The following is a 17,844-nucleotide window of genomic DNA, read 5'->3' as shown; positions in this document are numbered from 1 at the left end:
AATCTGAGAATAGATTGATTTTAGTTTTTTTTCTGAGGGAAGAAATCGAGCTTAGTAAGCTATGACTAATAATAATACATATGTCAATTCATCGCTCATATTTAAGGTTCTATTTATTAAGCTTTAGGACAAGACTAGGATAGAAGTGGATTAGAACTGGGATAGATTATTTGAATCATGCTTTAGAATCTCAACAAAAGTAATAGAACCTTGAAGGAGGTTATATGAGGATAATAAGCTTAACCTGTGGATCAGGACTCTTCTTAATCAAAAAGAAACTTCTTTGACTGACCTTCTATCTAACTGATCTTCTACTAAAAAATAAAATAAAAAAAAAGACTCATTCAAGGTCTTTAATTCAAAAATGATATTATTTGGAACGATATTATTTGAGGGAAGCGGATTCTGAAGTTTATTTAACCTCGCTAGAATTTGAGATTGCTACCTTATTTAGTAGGAGAACAGTATTACGAATCAATTGTTGAACTACTTTCATTATCCGTTCGTACAATAGAATTTTATATTTAGAATATCAAAATCAAATTCAATTGTGAAAATAAAAAATCTTTAATTTCTATTTTAAATAGAATCGAAATTATTAAATTGAAATTATTAAAAAGTCTGAATCTAAGAAGTAACACATCGTTTCTTCTGGTCGATAAATTATTTCTTTTGGGTGAGCCTTGTTAGTGGTGGTGGTGAAGATTTTTCATCTTCCTGCTTTTTTCTTTGTGTTGGTTTTTTAGCGGTTGGTGTGTCAAAAAGATAACTTGAAATAAGAGGAGATAGCTCATGGAGATTAAAATTTTTGGTATCAAAAAATTTATATAAGCTAGAGTTCTTTTGGTGCGTGTCTAAGAGAAATATCCGGAAGGCTTTTAAATTCATAATATACTTAGTAATTTATTTTTAATTTCTTTTAAAGCCACTTTCGCTTGATTAAATTTATCCAACAAATTTCGGATAGGGTGTTTCGGTGTAGTTATACATTCCAGAAGATCAATATCTGTTTTGCTTTTGATTTTAAATAAGTACTTCTGGAAATTTTTTTATAAGAATTTTAGAAGTACTTCAAGATAAAGAAATATCCCTGATTAGTTGATCCCACAAACTATCGAGTAAACACAGTGCTATGTCACTAGTGAAATTCTCTCTAAATATTACCGTAACAGCTACCAGAGTATTCTAGATATTATCTCTGTTGAGTTGTCTAAGGTGAGTAGAGTCGTTCGTAAAGAATGATGGCATTGATGATGTCAGGCTATCCGTCTGGAGTTCCATGTTCCATGCCCCTGATAATACATTCTTGCTCGCTGAATTATCAGCATCTAGGGAATCTAACTGGATGGCCCTTTCAAACAAGTGAATAGCTGCAGTGTAATTAGACTGATTATTAACTTCATACCCCGATTCGTATATTAGAGCGCGAAAAACCATTGCATTCGGTTCGTTTCGCTGAGTAGCTTTATCTAATAAGTGTATAATTTTTAATAATTTTCTGGTTTAACAACCATTTCCGACCATTCTTCTGCTTCGTACCAATTTAATTCTATTAAGGCGAGTTCTGTTCGTACTAAGGGTTCGTTTAAAGAGGCGGCTTGATTAAGCAAGCTCCTAGCAGCCTCATAATTTTGTAAATAACTCACTAATTGCTGCAAATCACCTCCTTCATACATCCTGGCGAGGTCTACCATCGCTTTGGTATCACTTAAAGTAACTGCCATTCACAAGTTGGTGTAAGCAGAGAGATAATCATTATCTTTGATTGGGCGAATTTTTCCGTAGTTGATAAGAGGGAACCAAGGATACGTATTGCGGGAGGGTAATTTAAATTAATGGCTTAATGGCTTCATTATAATAGGCGTAAGCGATTGGGTTTTCGATAAGATGATGGTAAATACCTAATTGATAAAGCAGTTTGGCTTACTAGCTTTCATTTTCACTTCGGACGGGAAGTTGTGCTAACCGTATTCGCCTCCGTTCTTCCTGCAGTTCTTTTTGAGTGGTTTGTATTTTTTGTTTTAGGGAATCAGAGATATCGTGATTTCTCGAGAGAAGATAGGTTAAATGGGGTGGCAATCTCGCGTCAATTACTCTCTTAATCGCTTCATTAAAGTATTGATCGAAGAAAGAGTTGATTCTTCCTGAGTCCATGGCATAAAATCCCTAAATCACAATCTAGCAAAATGTCAGTAACTTCTATTATCCAGGATTTGGTTGGACTTCGGGCGCAAATTAGTGCTAGTTTTAAACTTTTTTTGAGGCATTTTTTTGTACTTGCTATTGCTACCTCTTATTTCTCTCTGTAACATAAGTTTCTTGATTTACACCTAATTTTTCAGGTTTTTAGGGGGATGGATGATCCTAGGAGGGTACTATCGAGTGTTAAAGTATTTGGGTTCCGGGTGGAAAGGTGAAGTTTATAAAGTCGAGGAATGAAAAACCGGTATCATTCGGGCAGCTAAATTATTTTATCGCTGAAAGGCTAACGGTGAAAGAACCTACATTCATTATGCTAAAAAGCTCTATAAATTAAGCAAATGTCCGATCGTTATTCAATGTCATTTTCGTGATGTCATTTATTTAAAGCAAAAAAATGAATTTTTTTGCTTTAAATTTTGTAGATGGAGAAGTGCTTTCAGGCTACACTGCTCGTCAAAAAGGGAAACGCTTACTGCCTTTTGAGGCTCTTCATTTATTATATGCCTTGATTCAAGGAGTAGAACAAATTCATTTTCATGTAGCATATCATGGCTATATTCATTTCTATAAGATCATGATTAAGAAAAAAGTCCAGGTTTTAAGGTGCATTTAATCGATTTGCTGCATTTGGGTTCCTTCCACGAAAAGTAAAATCTAGCAGGATGTTTATGATCTCATTAATATCTTTTAGGAAATGATTGAAAGTTTAGCAGGCTATCGGCGGTGTAGCAATCACATCAAACAATTTGTTTTAGGTAGGAAACACAATCTTGTTCGGGAGCAATTTAATACCACAGGTCACTTACGGCTGTACTTAGAAAATATTGGGTGGGAGAGCCGATACGCAATTGCATATGCTATAGTACTAATGTTGTACATAGGAGTACCTATTTATGAAATGGAGTCCTATTTAATAGCTAATTTAGTTCATAATTTAATAATATCAGCCATTATATTGCCGAGTATATATTGTTCAGAAAAATTTTTAGTGGCAATAATAATTGTATTTTTTCGATTTTTGAAAAGTAGAGCCGATACTGATCTAACAATTAAGTAGATTAAGGTAAACAAAATCACAAAAATAATAGTTAATTTTATTTTTTTATATTTCATTATCTTGCGTTGAAGATACAAGGACGATGCGAGAGTGAAGTTTCGATATAGCCAATGATGAAATCTAACGCAACAGCTAATAAAGCCGCAGGAATAGCGCCGAGTAAGATAAGGCAAATATTGTTTAACGATAAGTCTTGGGTGATAAAATCTCCTAAACCACCTGCGCCAATAAACGCTGCAATGGTAGTAATCCCAATGGTCATTGCAGTTGCCGTTGGAATCCCCCCTACGATGAGACGGGAAGAAGGACTAGCGGCAATTCCACCAAACGGAGGCGCTGCCAGAGAGTAAAACCCATCGTGCAAGCCGGCTTCAACGCTTTCAGAAGGGACCCCTAACAAACTGATATAAATGTTACGAGTGATTGGCAATAAAGTGTAAACGATTAGGGCGACAATAGTGGGCTTAAAACCAATTCCTAAAAATGGAATTAAAAAAGCGAGTAAAGCAAGGCTAGGGATCGTTTAGAAAATGCTAGCCATTCCTAAAATAATATTTTGAAAAATTGTGCGATTTAAAATTAATATCCCCAAAGGAATGCCAATAAGGATGGCTGCGAAAATAGCGGATAAAGCTAAATAAATATGTTCTAATAATTTGATCCCCAAAGCGCTTATCGTGAACTCCTGTCCAGATGTTCCATTTGTTGCTCCGGTAGTTTAACAAGTTATGCAACAAATTCGGTTGCGGGATTGGTAACAAGTTCGGTTTTAGTACCTATTATGATCGAGTTTCCCATTATGCATAACAGCGATGCGGTCTGCGATGCGAAATCCTTCGAAAATATTGTGGGTGACGAAAATAATGGTTTTTCCGAGTTTTTCATTGAGATAGATCATCTCATCTTGTAAAGCCGAGTGAGTCATAGCATCGAGCACCAGACGGTTCATCCATCAATAAGTATTCAAGGATCAGCCGCTAATGCTTGGGCAACGCCTACACGCTGCTACTGCCTCCCCCAGATAATTCATCGGGGTACCGGGTGGTGAATTTTTGGTGGTCTAAGTGGACGAGATCCAATAACTCATAATCTTGTTCAATACGTTTTTTCTTGGGAACATGTATCAGCTTTAAAAGGGTGGTTATATTTTCCCCACCGTCATATGAGGAAAGAGCCCTATTTGTTGGAAAACGTAACCAATCGATCGACCTAAGAGACTGAGTTCGTATTGAATAATATCTTTGCCATCAATCTTGATCCTACTTACGCGTTGGCTCGATCAATTGCTCGATCAATTGATTTATCATTTTCATTAAGGTAGTTTTTCCGCTTCCGGAGGAGCCTAATAAAACTAAGATTTCGCCATCTTTCACTTTAAAAGAAACATTATCCATGGCTAAGGTAGAAATACCGGGATAAGCTTTAGTAACATGGTCCAACGTGATCATGCTGAGATTATAACGTAAGAAGGGAATTATGCACCTCGCATAATTTTTTTATAATAAAAGATATAAACAGCATTAAAATAATTTCTCCTTATTATAGTGCGATTACGATAATATAATCGTTAATATTTTAGGCGAATTGCATTCGTTAAAATTGCAAAGTTTAGATAAACGAATTGTCTTTATTAGTAATCAGTTTTTGGGAAAACCCTATCTTCCAGGTGCTTTAGGTGAAGGGGAAGAGGGACAGTTTGACGAAACTCCCTTGTATCAAACTCCCTTGTATCGAACGGATTATTTTGATTGTTTGACGCTTGTGAATACAGTCTGTGCCCTACCCTACCCCTAGCTCTGTCAGAAAAAAGATGATTTTCTCTGAAACATTCTGGCTTTTAATTATTATAATGCCATTCCTTGTTACGAAAATCGATTTCACTTCACCAGTGTCGACTCCGAATATTCAGAACGCAAAAAAATCAGCTAATTAAGATATAAGCAGCGATATTAAAGATATAGAGGATCCACCCCATTGTGAAATAGCTGAGGCATTCATTGATTGACCTAATTGGTTTAAACATCGTACTTTGGCTGATATTAAATTATTGAAGCCAATTTCAGATTCTGATGGACGAGCTTTACTAAAAAAACCGCAAGCCTTTTCCTCTCAAGTTAAATTAGAAAAGAGTCGATTACCTTATCTTTCCTTAAAGAAATTGTTGGATGATGCACGAAGAGATATGTTATTTAAACAAATTATGGTTCGATTATTGAAATTGTTTGCTTTAATTAGGATATGCGAGATAAAATTGGCACCAATTTGAATATCTCTCATCTAGGATTTGCGTTGTGGAGTGGAAAGAACTTAATTTTTAGATATGCTTCTTTGGCAAAGAAGTGTGTGGTTGATGAGCTTATTGCTCAATACCTGGAGGCCTATCTTTCAAGCCCAACGGTTAAAGTGATCTATGTTTTGCGTTGCTGCAAACAGTGATGGCTTTCTCCTGAAAAAATGACTTGATTAATGTCATAACTTTTTACAAAATTTGTTTAATTTTAAAAATCAATCTAACAGAAGAAAGTAAGGGCAGAAGAAAGTAAGGGCAGAAGAAAGTAAGGGATGATGATACATCCAAATACTGAACTTAAATATATTAATGAAACAATCGGTCATGGTGTTTTTGTTACGCAAAAAAATACCTCGTGGCACACCACACCACCAGTATGGACCTTTAGTCACCTCGATAGAGAATATTCAATAGACAGCATTTAGACAGCATTTAGACAGCATTAAGAAAATTCCTCCTGATTATCGGAAGATTTTATATAAAATGCCTACATCAATGTAGAAGGGGCGTTCATACTTCTGTTGGGACTTTGGCGCTAAATGAACTATGCGGTGTCAACCTAATTTTCGAGGAGTGGGTCCTGAAATTGAAGTTGCTATTAGAAGAGACATCCGAGCGGGTGAAGAGATAACTTGTGATTACAGCGTATTAAATCTTCTTTTTTCCATGGATTGTTATTGTGAACACCTTGAGTGCCGGAGAAGGATTTGTGGGAAAGATATTCTACTCTTTGGGTCTTTGTGGAATCGTCAAATAAAGGAGATATTGCCCTTAACTAAAAGGGTGTATCAACCTTTTTCCTTATATAAAAATAAAGAAGCCTTTGAAGCAATGCTTACCGATACCGATGCAAGAGGACTTCCTTTACCAGAAAAATTATATTGTTCGAACCTTAAAAGAGCTTTCGCCTCTATATAAGAGATTTAATTGAAATGAAGAAACAACGGCTTAGCTAAGCTTTCAGGCCCAATAGACTTCTCCTAAAATAGCCGTTTTTTTAGCTTCGGTCACACTAGGTAAGTTGCTCGCTTTCTTTTCTAGAGTTTGCCTGGCTAACCAGGCAAAGCAAACCACCTCTACCCAATCGGGAGATATACACGACTCTTCAGTGGTGGTTACTCTTAAGGGTTGACATAATTCTCTCAATCATCGAGGAGATAGTGGTTATGGATACTCCCACACACAACCATAGTCTGCCGGAATTTAAAGAGAAGCGATGGTAAGCCTGACTAATACTTCGAGCAGTGGGTTCCACTAAAGTAGCTTGGATGTTTTCTGGGGCAAAATCGCTTCCCATTAATTTTTCTTCTGGGCGAAGAACGTTGAAAATAGGGGTCTGCTAAGTAGGCTCTCTAATAAGTCTTTTCTTGTATGCGGCCGCTTGCTGCCCACTTCCCAGAGTGGTCCCAGTCTTTTTTTTAAATGCCGGCCACACTAAGCATCAAGCTGAGTATTTTCCTGACCCAGTATCAAAACCTATAACAGATTGATGAGGATCCTGAGGAAGGAACGTAGGATTAGCAATTCCCCCAATATTTGCTACCAGTTAGTTTTCTTTAGTATTCCGAAATAGGAAATTATGGAAAGCAGGTGCAAGTGGTGTGGCTTGATCCCCTAAGTGCCATGTTCCGGCAGCGAAAATTAGCCACCATTGTAATTCTTGTTAGGGTCGCGATTGTATATTAGGATCCCCAAGTTGTAAGGTAAAAGGATAATTTCCTTCGGGTTTATGATGGATTGTTTGGCCATGGCTACCAATAGCGTAAATCGCTTTTGATTTAATATAAGCTTAAGCTTTTTTAGGAGGTTAAGCGAGGTGGCTGAAAATAATCGCCCGAGCGCCACATCAATTTCCATGAGTTTACTAATGGAACAAGAGGAAAATAAACAGAGAAGGTTCAAGTTTTGTCTTATTTCTTTAGGAATCGGTTCGCTATGACTGGCTACCAGCTGGAGAGGATTGAATTGGACAAGTACAGCGTCAATGGCATCCAAACTTGTGCCGGATAGATAAGGCCGATGTAAAAAGGTTCTTGTGGCACGCACACTTGCAGATTTAGGTTGAATTTTTAAGTTTCGTATTGTTGGCGGCTAATTGAGTATCTTGATGCAGATACAGCTCTGCTAACAATTCCTTAGCTGTATTCAAAAAAGGTTTCTCGTATTTTTGGGGAACGCTTTGGTCTGTGGGAAGTTTCATAGCCAACCAATTTTGGGGTTTACCATTGACATAGAAGCCAAAGTGAAGATGTGGCCCTGTGGTCCAACCCGATTCGCCTACATATCCAATTATTTCTCCTTTATGCACCCATTCATTGAGGTGAAGTTTTGCAAATCCCAACATATGTCCATACAGGGCGAGATAATGGTGACCATAATCTACCTTAATTGTCCTGCCATAGCCGCCGTCATGGCCCATAAAGACGATCTGGCCTTCAGCAATAGATTTAATAGGTGTACCAAGAGGAGCAGCAAAATCAACGCCTAGGTGAGGTCGAACTTTATGTAATACGGGATCATAGCGATGATAGCTGAAGTAACTGCTGATCCGTTTATAATCCAGGGGGGCACGCAGAAAATGCGCTTCCACACTGCGACGACCATTAGGATTATAATAGGCAGTATGATCGATAGGATAAGTATACCGAACGGCTTGCTCTATTTTACCTCGATGAATGAATTCAGCAGCAAGGATATTGCCATTACGGTATTTCTTTCCATTAATGTAATCTTCTTGATACAGAAAATCAAAGCGATCCCCTCGACGGAGGTCACGCGCAAAATTAATCTTCCCACCAAAAATAGTTTGTAATTCGCTAAGCATTCGAGAAGTTAGGCCAGATTTTTTTGCATCTTGAATTATGGAATGTTGAATTACAATTGATTTATAAGTCAAGGTAGTTGTAACGGGTTGGGTTTTCATTTTCTTTATAAAGTCATTTCCTTGACGAATAAAAATTAATGTCTTAGCTGTCGATAGTGGATATTGAAGTGCCATGAGTTGATGAGAAGAATTGGTTTGGAAAGCGAGTTTTTCATGAGGACGAAGCACAGCCAGAAATTTATTTTGCTTGAGCAGCTGCACCAAATCTTCTTGGTTAATTTTTAAACGACTAAAAATAGCCGCTAAAGTATCACCATGTGTTACTACGATAATTTGCCATTGCAGATCCAGTTTGTTTATTTTTTTTACATTAAGCGGAGCAGAAGTGTTAAGGGTAAGTTGTTTGACGGGTGGGGGTGTCTGAACCCAAAGCAATCTTATTAAAACGGACAGGACGAGACCTACGGTGAAAATGATCAATACGGTCAATTTCCACCTCATTTTTTCTGGTCGCATTCGGTTTCCTTTGGGATTTTGACTGATTACAATTTCGAATCATACCATGTAATACAAAGATCCGGAATAATGAGAGGATTAGATGATTTCACCCAAAGAAGCACTAGAAGAAATTAAACGAGGTGCTGTCGAAATTATTTTTGAAGAAGAATTACTTCTACGTTTAAGTGAAAAAAAACCATTGCGAATAAAATTGGGATTTGATCCCACAGCCCCAGATATTCATCTTGGCCACACCGTCGTATTAAATAAGCTGCGTCAATTTCAAGTTTTAGGGCATGAAGTGATTTTTTTAATTGGTGATTTTACGGGAATGATTGGCGATCCTACCGGTAAAAATATAACACGTAAGCCATTGACCACTGAACAAGTTATGGAGAATACTAAAACTTATGAGACACAAGCTTTCCGCATTTTAGATTCTGAGAAAACCCAAGTTACTTTTAACTCAAACTGGATGAATAATTTAAAGGCCGATGACCTCGTTCGTTTAGCATCAACTTATACGGTCGCACGAATGTTAGAACGCGATGATTTTAATAAGCGTTATGTTGCGCAACAACCGATCGCCATCCATGAATTTTTATATCCTTTATTACAAGGTTATGATTCCGTGGCTCTCCATGCTGACGTTGAATTGGGTGGCACCGATCAAAAGTTCAATTTATTAGTAGGCCGAGAATTACAGAAACATTTTGGCCAACGACTCCAATGTATTCTGACAATGCCTTTATTAGAAGGATTGGATGGTGTTCAGAAAATGTCCAAATCATTGAATAATTATATTGGTATCACGGAACCTCCGGAAGAAATGTTCGGAAAAATTATGTCAATATCCGATGATTTAATGTGGCGCTATTATGAATTATTGAGTTTTCGGTCCATGCAGGAAATTAATCATTGGCGTAGAGAGGTAGTTAAAGGAAAAAATCCCCGGGATATAAAAATTTTATTAGGTGAAGAATTAGTAGCGCGTTTTCACGGAGAAAAAGCAGCGAAGGCCGCACATCAGCACTTCATCGATCGCTTTAAAAATCATGAATTGCCCACTGATCTTGAGGAAATTGAGCTTCCAGCTGAAAACGACCATTTAAGAATTGGGTACATTCTGCAACGCGCGGGCTTAGTCAGCACGACTTCCGAAGCTCGTCGGATGGTATCGCAGGGTGCCGTTCGTATAGATGGCGAGCGAGTTGAAGATGTTCGATTAACCATCCCCACTGGTGAAAGTCATTTGTACCAAGTGGGGAAACGTCGTTTTGCTAAGGTGAAGGTGATTTGATCTCTTCCCTCATTTTTGTGGATCTTGGAACAATTACAACAGAAGAGCTGCAATCTTGCGAGAATGGGAAAAAAAGTGCGGGGAATCCTGAACAACGTAATTTCTGAGATTGTGTAGATGGGGAAGATCTTCTTAAAGCAGCAGCCTCTCGAAGTAATTTCTTAAAAGTGCTGGCTGCATCCTTGTCTTTATTCTGGGATGGATGAGGCAGTTGTTGAGTAAGGGCGACTACAAAATTTCTATCATCAGATATTGTTGGCTGCTTTAGCACAAGTTCTAGGTCTTCTTGAGTTAAAATCTGAGCGCCATCCAGAACGCGCAAGGCATTGCACAGGGCTCTCAGCTTGCTTGGAGTGCGTAGCAACTGCTTGGATGTTTTGGGAGTTCAATAATCCTATCTTGTTAAGGTGCCTCGATCTCTCAGCCACCGCTTTCGAATTTCGATGTGCGATAGCGATCGCTTGTCGAACATGGTCATTTAAAATGCCATTTTCATTAAGCGATAACAACGTATAAGCAGCTTTAAAAGAATGTTTATTTTGCAACAGCACGCCATTGTTTTCTCGAATTCGGAAAGAATTATTTTTTCTAAGCTGAATAAGAGCTTTAAGATTTTCATTATTGCTAGAGATGATGATATCAGTGTATTCGCTCATTTTGTGATGAATAAACAGGGCTAAAGCTTCTAATAGATTATTTCGAGTAAGTAGTCCAAGGGTTTCATTAAATTTAAGAAGCTCTTTAGCTAGAATGACAATATTTTCGCTTCCTGAAATTCTCTCAACAGTATTTTTTTCTAGTTTTTCGCCTGTTTTCAGTATTAAAAGAGGTTCTAATAATTGACGATCTTCATTATTCTTGTGAGTTAGTAGAAAATTAATCGTTTCACGAGCCGTTTTATAAGATTTACTCCCCTTTTCACAAGTAAGGTTCTTAGTTTCTTGAAGAGTGTCTGTGATTAATTGCCAACTATCTGCTGAATTTATTTTAGCATTTAATTTCTTCTTCTTTAATTCTTGGGTTACCCGTGGTAAGAGTTTCGAAACGGCTTGGGAAGAAAAAAACGCTGTAAAGTCGATTTCTCATGTTCTCATGTTTTTTATATATGTCATTTACTTCTTTCCACGTCGTCATACAACCTCCCATTAAACAAAATTCTTCTACCTAGCATATCAAAATGGTCTTAGGGAAATATTAAAAAAACCTTAGAAATTTTTTAAATTCTTAGCACACGACAATTTTTGATAAGTGAATCATTAAAGAATAATTGACTTAGAATTCTATTTATTGAACGTTGTATTTTTTAGAATTAATTTAATTAGGGGCGTCATTCCCGCGAAAGTGGGAATGACTACCTTATAGGGATATTAAGTATTAAAAAATTATCATTTCTGATCACAAAAATTGTAGTGTGTTGAGCGATAAATTTTATTGGCCTGGGCCTGAGACTTACATTTATTAAGCAAAAGTAAATAAGATTTAAAGTTGTGGAATAATCAATAATCAAGACATCCCACACTTGGGTGTTTCATTTGTGGGAGTCGTTTCAAGGGATGATAAGGGGGGTGTTGGTCGGGTCCCATCGTTTCTTAAGCATTTGATCATTAACGTGAAGCGTAGCGCCATAGGAAAAAAATTATTATTTCTTCCGTTAAAGGGGGCGAAGCAAAAATACTTCTCTGCCCTTGGTTTTTTAAAAAGCAGAAAGGATACAAAGTTATATATCCTTCTGCTTCTAACGTCGGTACAGATCGAAGAAAAATCCGTTGAGAATTGGGTCCAACCAGAGTGACCATCTCTGTCGCAGAAATAAACCCCTCTTGATTTTGGGTGAGTTAAGCTTCGCTTCTATTTCTGTTGATATAGGAAGATAAAAAATAACTCTCGTCATTATTTTCATTTTCTTTTTTACATGCAGTTTAACGAATTTATTTGATTCTAAATTTATTAGATATTTTTTTATTTTCACAGGTAATTCTTAAGAAGTAAATAAATTTTTGTATTCTAAGTATTCTAAGTATTCTAAGTATTCTAAGGCCATCATTTCCAGTAAAAAAAAATCATGTTTTTTGCAGGCGTGGGAAAGCAAGGCGGGGTAAATAGTGTAATGCGGTTATTCCGTCGTAAAGCAAAACGTCTGTCTTCTTTTCCAAAATGAGAATAGAGGAATTTCTTTTCCTCTTTATTAATAGATAAAGCATTGATAGTGTTTAATCCTTTAGTTGAAAAGGAAGTAATCGCCTCTTTAATTTTCTTTTAGGTTACTGCCTTCCCCACTTGAACAATAAAATTTGCTTTGAGCTTATCGCTTTTTTCAATTGTCTGTAGGGCAGCATCTAGCTATATCCATTCAAGAAAAATTTTGTCACTATAGCTTTTAGTCTTGAGATATTTGAGTGAGGGCCATTCTTTATTATTATGAATGCAAAATTGAAGGAAATCCTCGTAACGGATAATTTGATTCTCCGTAGGAGTTAATTCTTTAGATTGCATAAACTGTTTTAATACAAAGACAATAGAAAGCTCCTTTTTTGTCTTCGGCATTCTTTTTTTATCGTATTCCTTAATTAGCTGTTCTAGTCGACTTCTTCTCATTTGGAATTCTCAGTGGTTATCTAACCGAACTACTTTAACATTCGAAGATTAAATCTGTCTTAAATTTCTCTGATTATTAAATAAAATCTGTGCATCTTAAATATTAAGACTTAAATAAGCTTAGCTTGATAAGCTTTTACTATCAAAAACAAAAGATATTCGAGGAGAGACAAATGGTGAAATGGTAGAAAATCAAAGAAATCGATCAACTTTATCAAGAATAACAGGGAGTAATAAGAAAGTTTGTAGGAATCTTTAGGTTTTGGGAGTGACAGGGAAGAACGATTTAGTGGTCTTTGTTGAAGAGCGTTTAGAGGATAATCTTGAAGAAATGATTACTGAAGAAGAATTATGGAAATTGGTGGACAAGATCCTGGAAGAAATTCCTATCGACTATCATCCGAAAGAGCAGAAAAGATAAAATTCTTTCCTACGAAAAGTCTTTTGAAATCATCAAAATCCTATTTGATATTTGAATCATGAATGAAAACAAACGTGCTTTTTTAAATTTCCTCAGAAAAATGAAAGCTACTACTTTACAGCAACATTTTCACTGCAGAAGTTACTTTAGGATTCTTCCGATCCTGTCTCCCTAATATGGTCATTCATCTATATTTCTGGTGTTTCCACTGATTTGCTTAATACTGATTTGCTTAATACTTATCAGAAAGAAATTGCTGATCACAACAATCCCAGAGCGTTTCTAATGTGTTTCTTTCTCTTTCAAAAATAGGATTAATATTGGAGGGAACGATTAAGAAGGTTTTTGCTCATCTAAATTTAGAAATGTTTTCTGAAGTATTGATTCTTTTACACCAATCAAAAATCTTGACGAAAGAAATCTATAGAGACGTCCAAGAGCAGAGAATCCAAAAAAGGTTGTGGAAGACCTGCAGAAAAAGCGAGATGAACAAGAAGCATAAAGTAGGTTAAGTTTTTTTGCACAAGGCTGAGCGCAACCTCCTAAATTGCAAACCGATCCTCAGACAGATACTACTACGTGCCTCAGCCCTTGAGGTTGGCTTACTGCTTGTAGTATCTTGGCTACACAACTTATTTAGGAGAGCTTAATGAAAATAGCCCAATTTCAATTTCTAGCATCGGCAATTGCTGTTTTCTGTATTTCGCTGGCTTTTGTGAATGTCCTCCCACAATACCCAACATTTACACCAGCGCCAAAATGCCAAATTGCGTTAGATGGGGAATTTTAGCTACATCGGGGCAGGTGTGCCAATTTTTCCAGCTGGAATTTGAGCGACAACCTCTTGATAAATAGTTTTAATATCGACTTTCTTTTTTTCCGCTTGCTGTTCGATGAGTTTTTCTAGTTGCTCCGTTTCAATGTGGAGTCCGATAGAATATTATTTACGGTGATTCCATATTTTGTTACCTTATAAGATAGCATTTAGCATTTTTGCTGATGCGGATACAGCCCATCGCGTGGTGTTTTGGAAACATCTAAAGTTTCGATAAGCGATTTTACCGACGTAGAAATATATTAATAACACTACTGAATTGGTTTGTCTCTATGTTTGGAATTAGGCATTGCGTTATTAAAAGTATATTAGGACGTAAATGGATGTTAAAAGCGGTTTCAAACTCTTCATCAGTTGCCTCGAGGATAGGTCCCGGGCGGCAGAGCCCTCCAGCATTATTAATTAAAATCTCAATGGCTACGTTGCTATTAATTTCTTGAATAATGATTCTTCGTAAAACATCTAAATTAGAAAGTAGAAATATTTGTGCATAAGTAAGATTGATCCTGAGCGTGTTTTTTTTGGAAGAGAGGAAATAACAGCTTTTAAATCATTTTCGTTATAGGCAAGAACAACAATAACTCACAACCCAATTCTGCAAGTGATTTTACACAAGCTTTGCCAATGCCTTTTGGGGCATCACAGACTAAGGCACGTTTTCCCGATAAATCCAGCTGTATTATTTATTTCCCAATAGAGTGAAGGTGCCACTAGAATATTTAAAATAAGTATCGCGTTTAATATTATCTATGCGTATGGTAATTGGTAAGTCTAAATTTTCTTTTGATTTTAGGATAAAGGGTTTCTAATAAATTTAATACTGCTTCTCCTAAGGATTACTTTATAGTGGTAGTTCGCCCTTTCAGAAGAAATAAATCTAAATGAATAAAGGCTTTATTTTAAACACTTTATTTTTCCCACCTATTTTCCTACGTAATAGTAATTTAATTTTTTTAGCTCAAGATTTACAATTTTCTATATTTATGCCGGCTATTTGATTTATGGTTTGGTGTAATTGGTGAAAGAGAGAATTAAATTCGATGGAATCTTGAATGTTGTCACTACTAAACCCAAACGTGATTTGTGGAATTAAATTCCTCACTGGTGACTGGTGATATAGGAGAGGAGATAACTAACTATATCATGCCTAGGTTGCATGCCTAGGTTGGAGTCATTAAGCCCCAATCTAGAATGTAGGTGCTCACCTAAAAGAGTCGTCAAGAATCGTGGACCATTCACTCGTTGTACTAGCATTTAGGGGAGATCGAGTATGGGGTTTATGGTAACAATAAATAGTGATTAGGACCGTACTATCATTAGGACCGTACTAACCGTACTATATAAGTATAGTCATTAGGACCGTACTCATAAATAGTAAACCCAGTTTTTTAATTATGTATTTCATAATCGTTCTTCCCTAACTCATGCACCTAAAAGCCCATGTGCAAATTGTCTAAATAAGCAAGTAAAAGAGTCTGCAGGGGAGGGCACTCTTTTTGTGAGTAATATCTGATCAAATAAGTATGGCTAAGTGATTGATTTTCGAGTTAAACTGGTCAAAAAATATGTTATACTTTGTTATTGGAGTTTTATTCACGGAATCTATTGTCCAATCTGATGATACTATATTTTAGCCCAGTTTGGTGATGTTATGTTCGCGACAGGAGCCTCAAAAGAAATGGACGCGTATTTCTTGTTGACATTGCTCACAAGGCGCGTAAAATATCCCTTACTTTCTTGATGGAATTGCTCTTTAACAACTAGTAACAAACGGAAGCAGTTTGTGTGGGTACCGTGTGATAGTCGAATCACTAAAAATTATTCGACGCACAGCCTGCTTAACTGCAGCGTTTTGTGTCGAGCCTTAATTTTGCCCCTTATGGGCAAAACGTTTATTTAATTGAAGAGTTTGATTCTGGCTCAGATTGAACGCTAGCGGCATGCCTAACACATGCAAGTCGAACGGCAGCGGGGGGAGCTTGCTCCCTGACGGCGAGTGGCGGACGGGTGAGTAACACGTAGGAATCTACCTTAATTATATAGTTAGTGGGGGATAACCCGGGGAAACTCGGGCTAATACCGCATAATCTTTTCAAAGCAAAGCGGGGGATCTTCGGACCTCGTGCTATGAGATGAGCCTGCGTCGGATTAGCTAGTTGGTAGGGTAATGGCCTACCAAGGCGACGATCCGTAGCTGGTCTGAGAGGACGATCAGCCACACTGGGACTGAGACACGGCCCAGACTCCTACGGGAGGCAGCAGTGGGGAATATTGGACAATGGGGGAAACCCTGATCCAGCAATGCCGCGTGTGTGAAGAAGGCCTTCGGGTTGTAAAGCACTTTCAGTGGGGAAGAAATTCTCAAGGCTAATACCCTTTTGAGCGTTGACGTTACCCACAGAAGAAGCACTGGCTAACTCTGTGCCAGCAGCCGCGGTAATACAGAGAGTGCAAGCGTTAATCGGAATCACTGGGCGTAAAGCGCGCGTAGGTGGATATTTAAGTCGGATGTGAAAGCCCTAGGCTTAACCTGGGAATTACATCCGATACTAGGTATCTCGAGTATGATAGAGGGAAGTGGAATTTCCGGTGTAGCGGTGAAATGCGTAGATATCGGAAAGAACATCAGTGGCGAAGGCGGCTTCCTGGAGCAATACTGACACTGAGGCGCGAAAGCGTGGGGAGCAAACAGGATTAGAGACCCTGGTAGTCCACGCCGTCAACGATGAGAACTAGCTGTTGGAAAGTTTAATTTCTAGTAGCAAAGCTAACGCGTTAAGTTCTCCGCCTGGGGAGTACGGCCGCAAGGTTAAAACTCAAAGAAATTGACGGGGGCCCGCACAAGCGGTGGAGCATGTGGTTTAATTCGATGCAACGCGAAAAACCTTACCTACCCTTGACATCCTCGGAACTTGTCAGAAATGACTTGGTGCCTTTGGGAACCGAGTGACAGGTGCTGCATGGCTGTCGTCAGCTCGTGTCGTGAGATGTTGGGTTAAGTCCCGTAACGAGCGCAACCCTCGTCCTTAGTTGCCAGCGGTTCGGCCGGGAACTCTAAGGAGACTGCCGGTGATAAACCGGAGGAAGGTGAGGATGATGTCAAGTCATCATGGCCCTTACGGGTAGGGCTACACACGTGCTACAATGGGCAGTACAAAGGGTTGCCAAACCGTGAGGTAAAGCTAATCCCAAAAAGCTGCTCGTAGTCCGGATTGGAGTCTGCAACTCGACTCCATGAAGTTGGAATCGCTAGTAATCGCGAATCAGAATGTCGCGGTGAATACGTTCTCGGGCCTTGTACACACCGCCCGTCACACCATGGGAGTGAATTGTACCAGAAGCGGGTAGGCTAACCTTCGGGAAGCCGCTCACCACGGTATGATTTATGACTGGGGTGAAGTCGTAACAAGGTAGCCGTAGGGGAACCTGCGGCTGGATCACCTCCTTAACTTTAAGTGATAAAATTATTGTACGTGTATCCACACAAACTGCTTTATAGCAATTTAGGCAATTTAGAATCCAGGATCTGAGTTTATTTCAGAATTTCAGAATCAGGTATAACGAAAATTCCTGAGATCTCTGATCAATGAACTCGGGTCTGTAGCTCAGTTGGTTAGAGCGCACCCCTGATAAGGGTGAAGTCGGAAGTTCAAATCTTCCCAGACCCACCAATTTCGGGGCCATAGCTTAGTTGGGAGAGCATCTGCCTTGCAAGCAGAAGGTCGGCGGTTCGACTCCGCCTGGCTCCACTTCATATACTTCGCTAAAACTATGCATAGCGAACTAATTTGTGGATTGATTATGCTTAGCTTTAGTGAAGTT

Annotated in this window: 11 protein-coding genes, 2 tRNA genes, 1 rRNA gene and 2 pseudogenes; 9 read left to right on the top strand and 7 right to left on the bottom strand. The window is 38.1% G+C overall.

The genetic code is table 11. The annotated features are described in order from the left end of the window. Positions 1-1,487: 1,487 nt before the first annotated feature. Positions 1,488-1,724, bottom strand: a complete 237-nt coding sequence (locus tag CleRt_RS07205) for a hypothetical protein (RefSeq protein WP_048875614.1) — start codon at positions 1,722-1,724, stop codon at positions 1,488-1,490. Between the two features lie 634 nt (positions 1,725-2,358). On the opposite strand from CleRt_RS07205, the pseudogene CleRt_RS07200 reads away from it, so the two are divergent. After that, a pseudogene (locus CleRt_RS07200) lies at positions 2,359-3,037 on the top strand (protein kinase family protein); the annotation flags it as partial. Positions 3,038-3,314: 277 nt separating this feature from the next. On the opposite strand, the gene CleRt_RS12540 reads toward CleRt_RS07200, so the two are convergent. The 3 genes from CleRt_RS12540 to CleRt_RS12530 form a co-directional block, all read right to left on the bottom strand. Beyond that, a complete protein-coding gene (locus CleRt_RS12540; RefSeq protein WP_235379007.1) occupies positions 3,315-3,689 on the bottom strand; it encodes an ABC transporter permease family protein in 375 nt (124 codons plus the stop codon). A 339-nt stretch (positions 3,690-4,028) separates the two neighbouring features. After that, positions 4,029-4,196, bottom strand: coding sequence for a P-loop NTPase family protein (locus tag CleRt_RS12535; protein ID WP_235379005.1), 168 nt, complete (start codon positions 4,194-4,196; stop codon positions 4,029-4,031). A gap of 322 nt (positions 4,197-4,518) precedes the next feature. Further along, on the bottom strand, positions 4,519-4,707 hold the full coding sequence (locus tag CleRt_RS12530) for an ATP-binding cassette domain-containing protein (protein ID WP_235379003.1): 189 nt from the start codon (positions 4,705-4,707) through the stop codon (positions 4,519-4,521). A 136-nt stretch (positions 4,708-4,843) separates the two neighbouring features. Between CleRt_RS12530 and CleRt_RS07185 the strand changes: the two genes are divergently transcribed. From CleRt_RS07185 to CleRt_RS07175, 3 genes are all read left to right on the top strand, one after another. Continuing rightward, positions 4,844-5,053 (top strand): N-acetylmuramoyl-L-alanine amidase-like domain-containing protein, encoded by a 210-nt coding sequence (locus tag CleRt_RS07185; protein WP_048875613.1) that lies wholly within the window; start codon positions 4,844-4,846, stop codon positions 5,051-5,053. Positions 5,054-5,288: 235 nt separating this feature from the next. Then, complete coding sequence (locus CleRt_RS07180) at positions 5,289-5,525, top strand: hypothetical protein (RefSeq protein WP_048875612.1); 237 nt, start codon at positions 5,289-5,291, stop codon at positions 5,523-5,525. Positions 5,526-6,095: 570 nt separating this feature from the next. Then, a complete protein-coding gene (locus CleRt_RS07175) occupies positions 6,096-6,467 on the top strand; it encodes an SET domain-containing protein (protein WP_048875611.1) in 372 nt (123 codons plus the stop codon). Positions 6,468-6,509: 42 nt separating this feature from the next. On the opposite strand, the pseudogene CleRt_RS13560 reads toward CleRt_RS07175, so the two are convergent. Then, positions 6,510-7,591: pseudogene (locus CleRt_RS13560) on the bottom strand (anhydro-N-acetylmuramic acid kinase). Positions 7,592-7,605: 14 nt separating this feature from the next. Next, positions 7,606-8,889, bottom strand: a complete 1,284-nt coding sequence (locus CleRt_RS07165; protein WP_235379000.1) for a peptidoglycan DD-metalloendopeptidase family protein — start codon at positions 8,887-8,889, stop codon at positions 7,606-7,608. A gap of 82 nt (positions 8,890-8,971) precedes the next feature. On the opposite strand from CleRt_RS07165, the gene tyrS reads away from it, so the two are divergent. Next, positions 8,972-10,171: a tyrosine--tRNA ligase gene (tyrS, locus tag CleRt_RS07160; protein ID WP_048875610.1), complete on the top strand. Its 1,200-nt coding sequence runs from the start codon at positions 8,972-8,974 to the stop codon at positions 10,169-10,171. Positions 10,172-10,416: 245 nt separating this feature from the next. Here the strand turns inward: tyrS and CleRt_RS07155 are convergent, their stop codons facing one another. Further along, positions 10,417-10,827, bottom strand: coding sequence for a hypothetical protein (locus tag CleRt_RS07155; RefSeq protein ID WP_048875609.1), 411 nt, complete (start codon positions 10,825-10,827; stop codon positions 10,417-10,419). 2,207 nt (positions 10,828-13,034) lie between these two features. Here CleRt_RS07155 and CleRt_RS10390 point away from each other — a divergent pair. From CleRt_RS10390 to CleRt_RS07125, 4 genes are all read left to right on the top strand, one after another. Beyond that, positions 13,035-13,187 (top strand): hypothetical protein, encoded by a 153-nt coding sequence (locus CleRt_RS10390; protein ID WP_157870901.1) that lies wholly within the window; start codon positions 13,035-13,037, stop codon positions 13,185-13,187. Positions 13,188-15,919: 2,732 nt separating this feature from the next. Continuing rightward, positions 15,920-17,470, top strand: a 16S ribosomal RNA gene (locus tag CleRt_RS07135). 146 nt (positions 17,471-17,616) lie between these two features. Then, a tRNA-Ile gene (locus CleRt_RS07130) sits at positions 17,617-17,693 on the top strand. Positions 17,694-17,698: 5 nt separating this feature from the next. Next, positions 17,699-17,771, top strand: a tRNA-Ala gene (locus CleRt_RS07125). The last annotated feature ends 73 nt before the right edge of the window (positions 17,772-17,844 follow it).

The organism is Candidatus Coxiella mudrowiae, from assembly GCA_001077715.1.
Lineage (GTDB): Bacteria > Pseudomonadota > Gammaproteobacteria > Coxiellales > Coxiellaceae > Coxiella > Coxiella mudrowiae.
This window is presented reverse-complemented; position numbering and strand designations above follow the sequence as displayed.

What these genes read in the sequence shown, in the direction of transcription:
- CleRt_RS07205 (WP_048875614.1), bottom strand. Translation starts at nt 1,724, where the DNA reads ATGGCAGTTACTTTAAGTGATACCAAAGCGATGGTAGACCTCGCCAGG.
- CleRt_RS12530 (WP_235379003.1), bottom strand. Translation starts at nt 4,707, where the DNA reads ATGATCACGTTGGACCATGTTACTAAAGCTTATCCCGGTATTTCTACC.
- CleRt_RS07175 (WP_048875611.1), top strand. Translation starts at nt 6,096, where the DNA reads ATGCGGTGTCAACCTAATTTTCGAGGAGTGGGTCCTGAAATTGAAGTT.
- CleRt_RS07165 (WP_235379000.1), bottom strand. Translation starts at nt 8,889, where the DNA reads ATGCGACCAGAAAAAATGAGGTGGAAATTGACCGTATTGATCATTTTC.
- tyrS (WP_048875610.1), top strand. Translation starts at nt 8,972, where the DNA reads ATGATTTCACCCAAAGAAGCACTAGAAGAAATTAAACGAGGTGCTGTC.
- CleRt_RS07155 (WP_048875609.1), bottom strand. Translation starts at nt 10,827, where the DNA reads ATGAGCGAATACACTGATATCATCATCTCTAGCAATAATGAAAATCTT.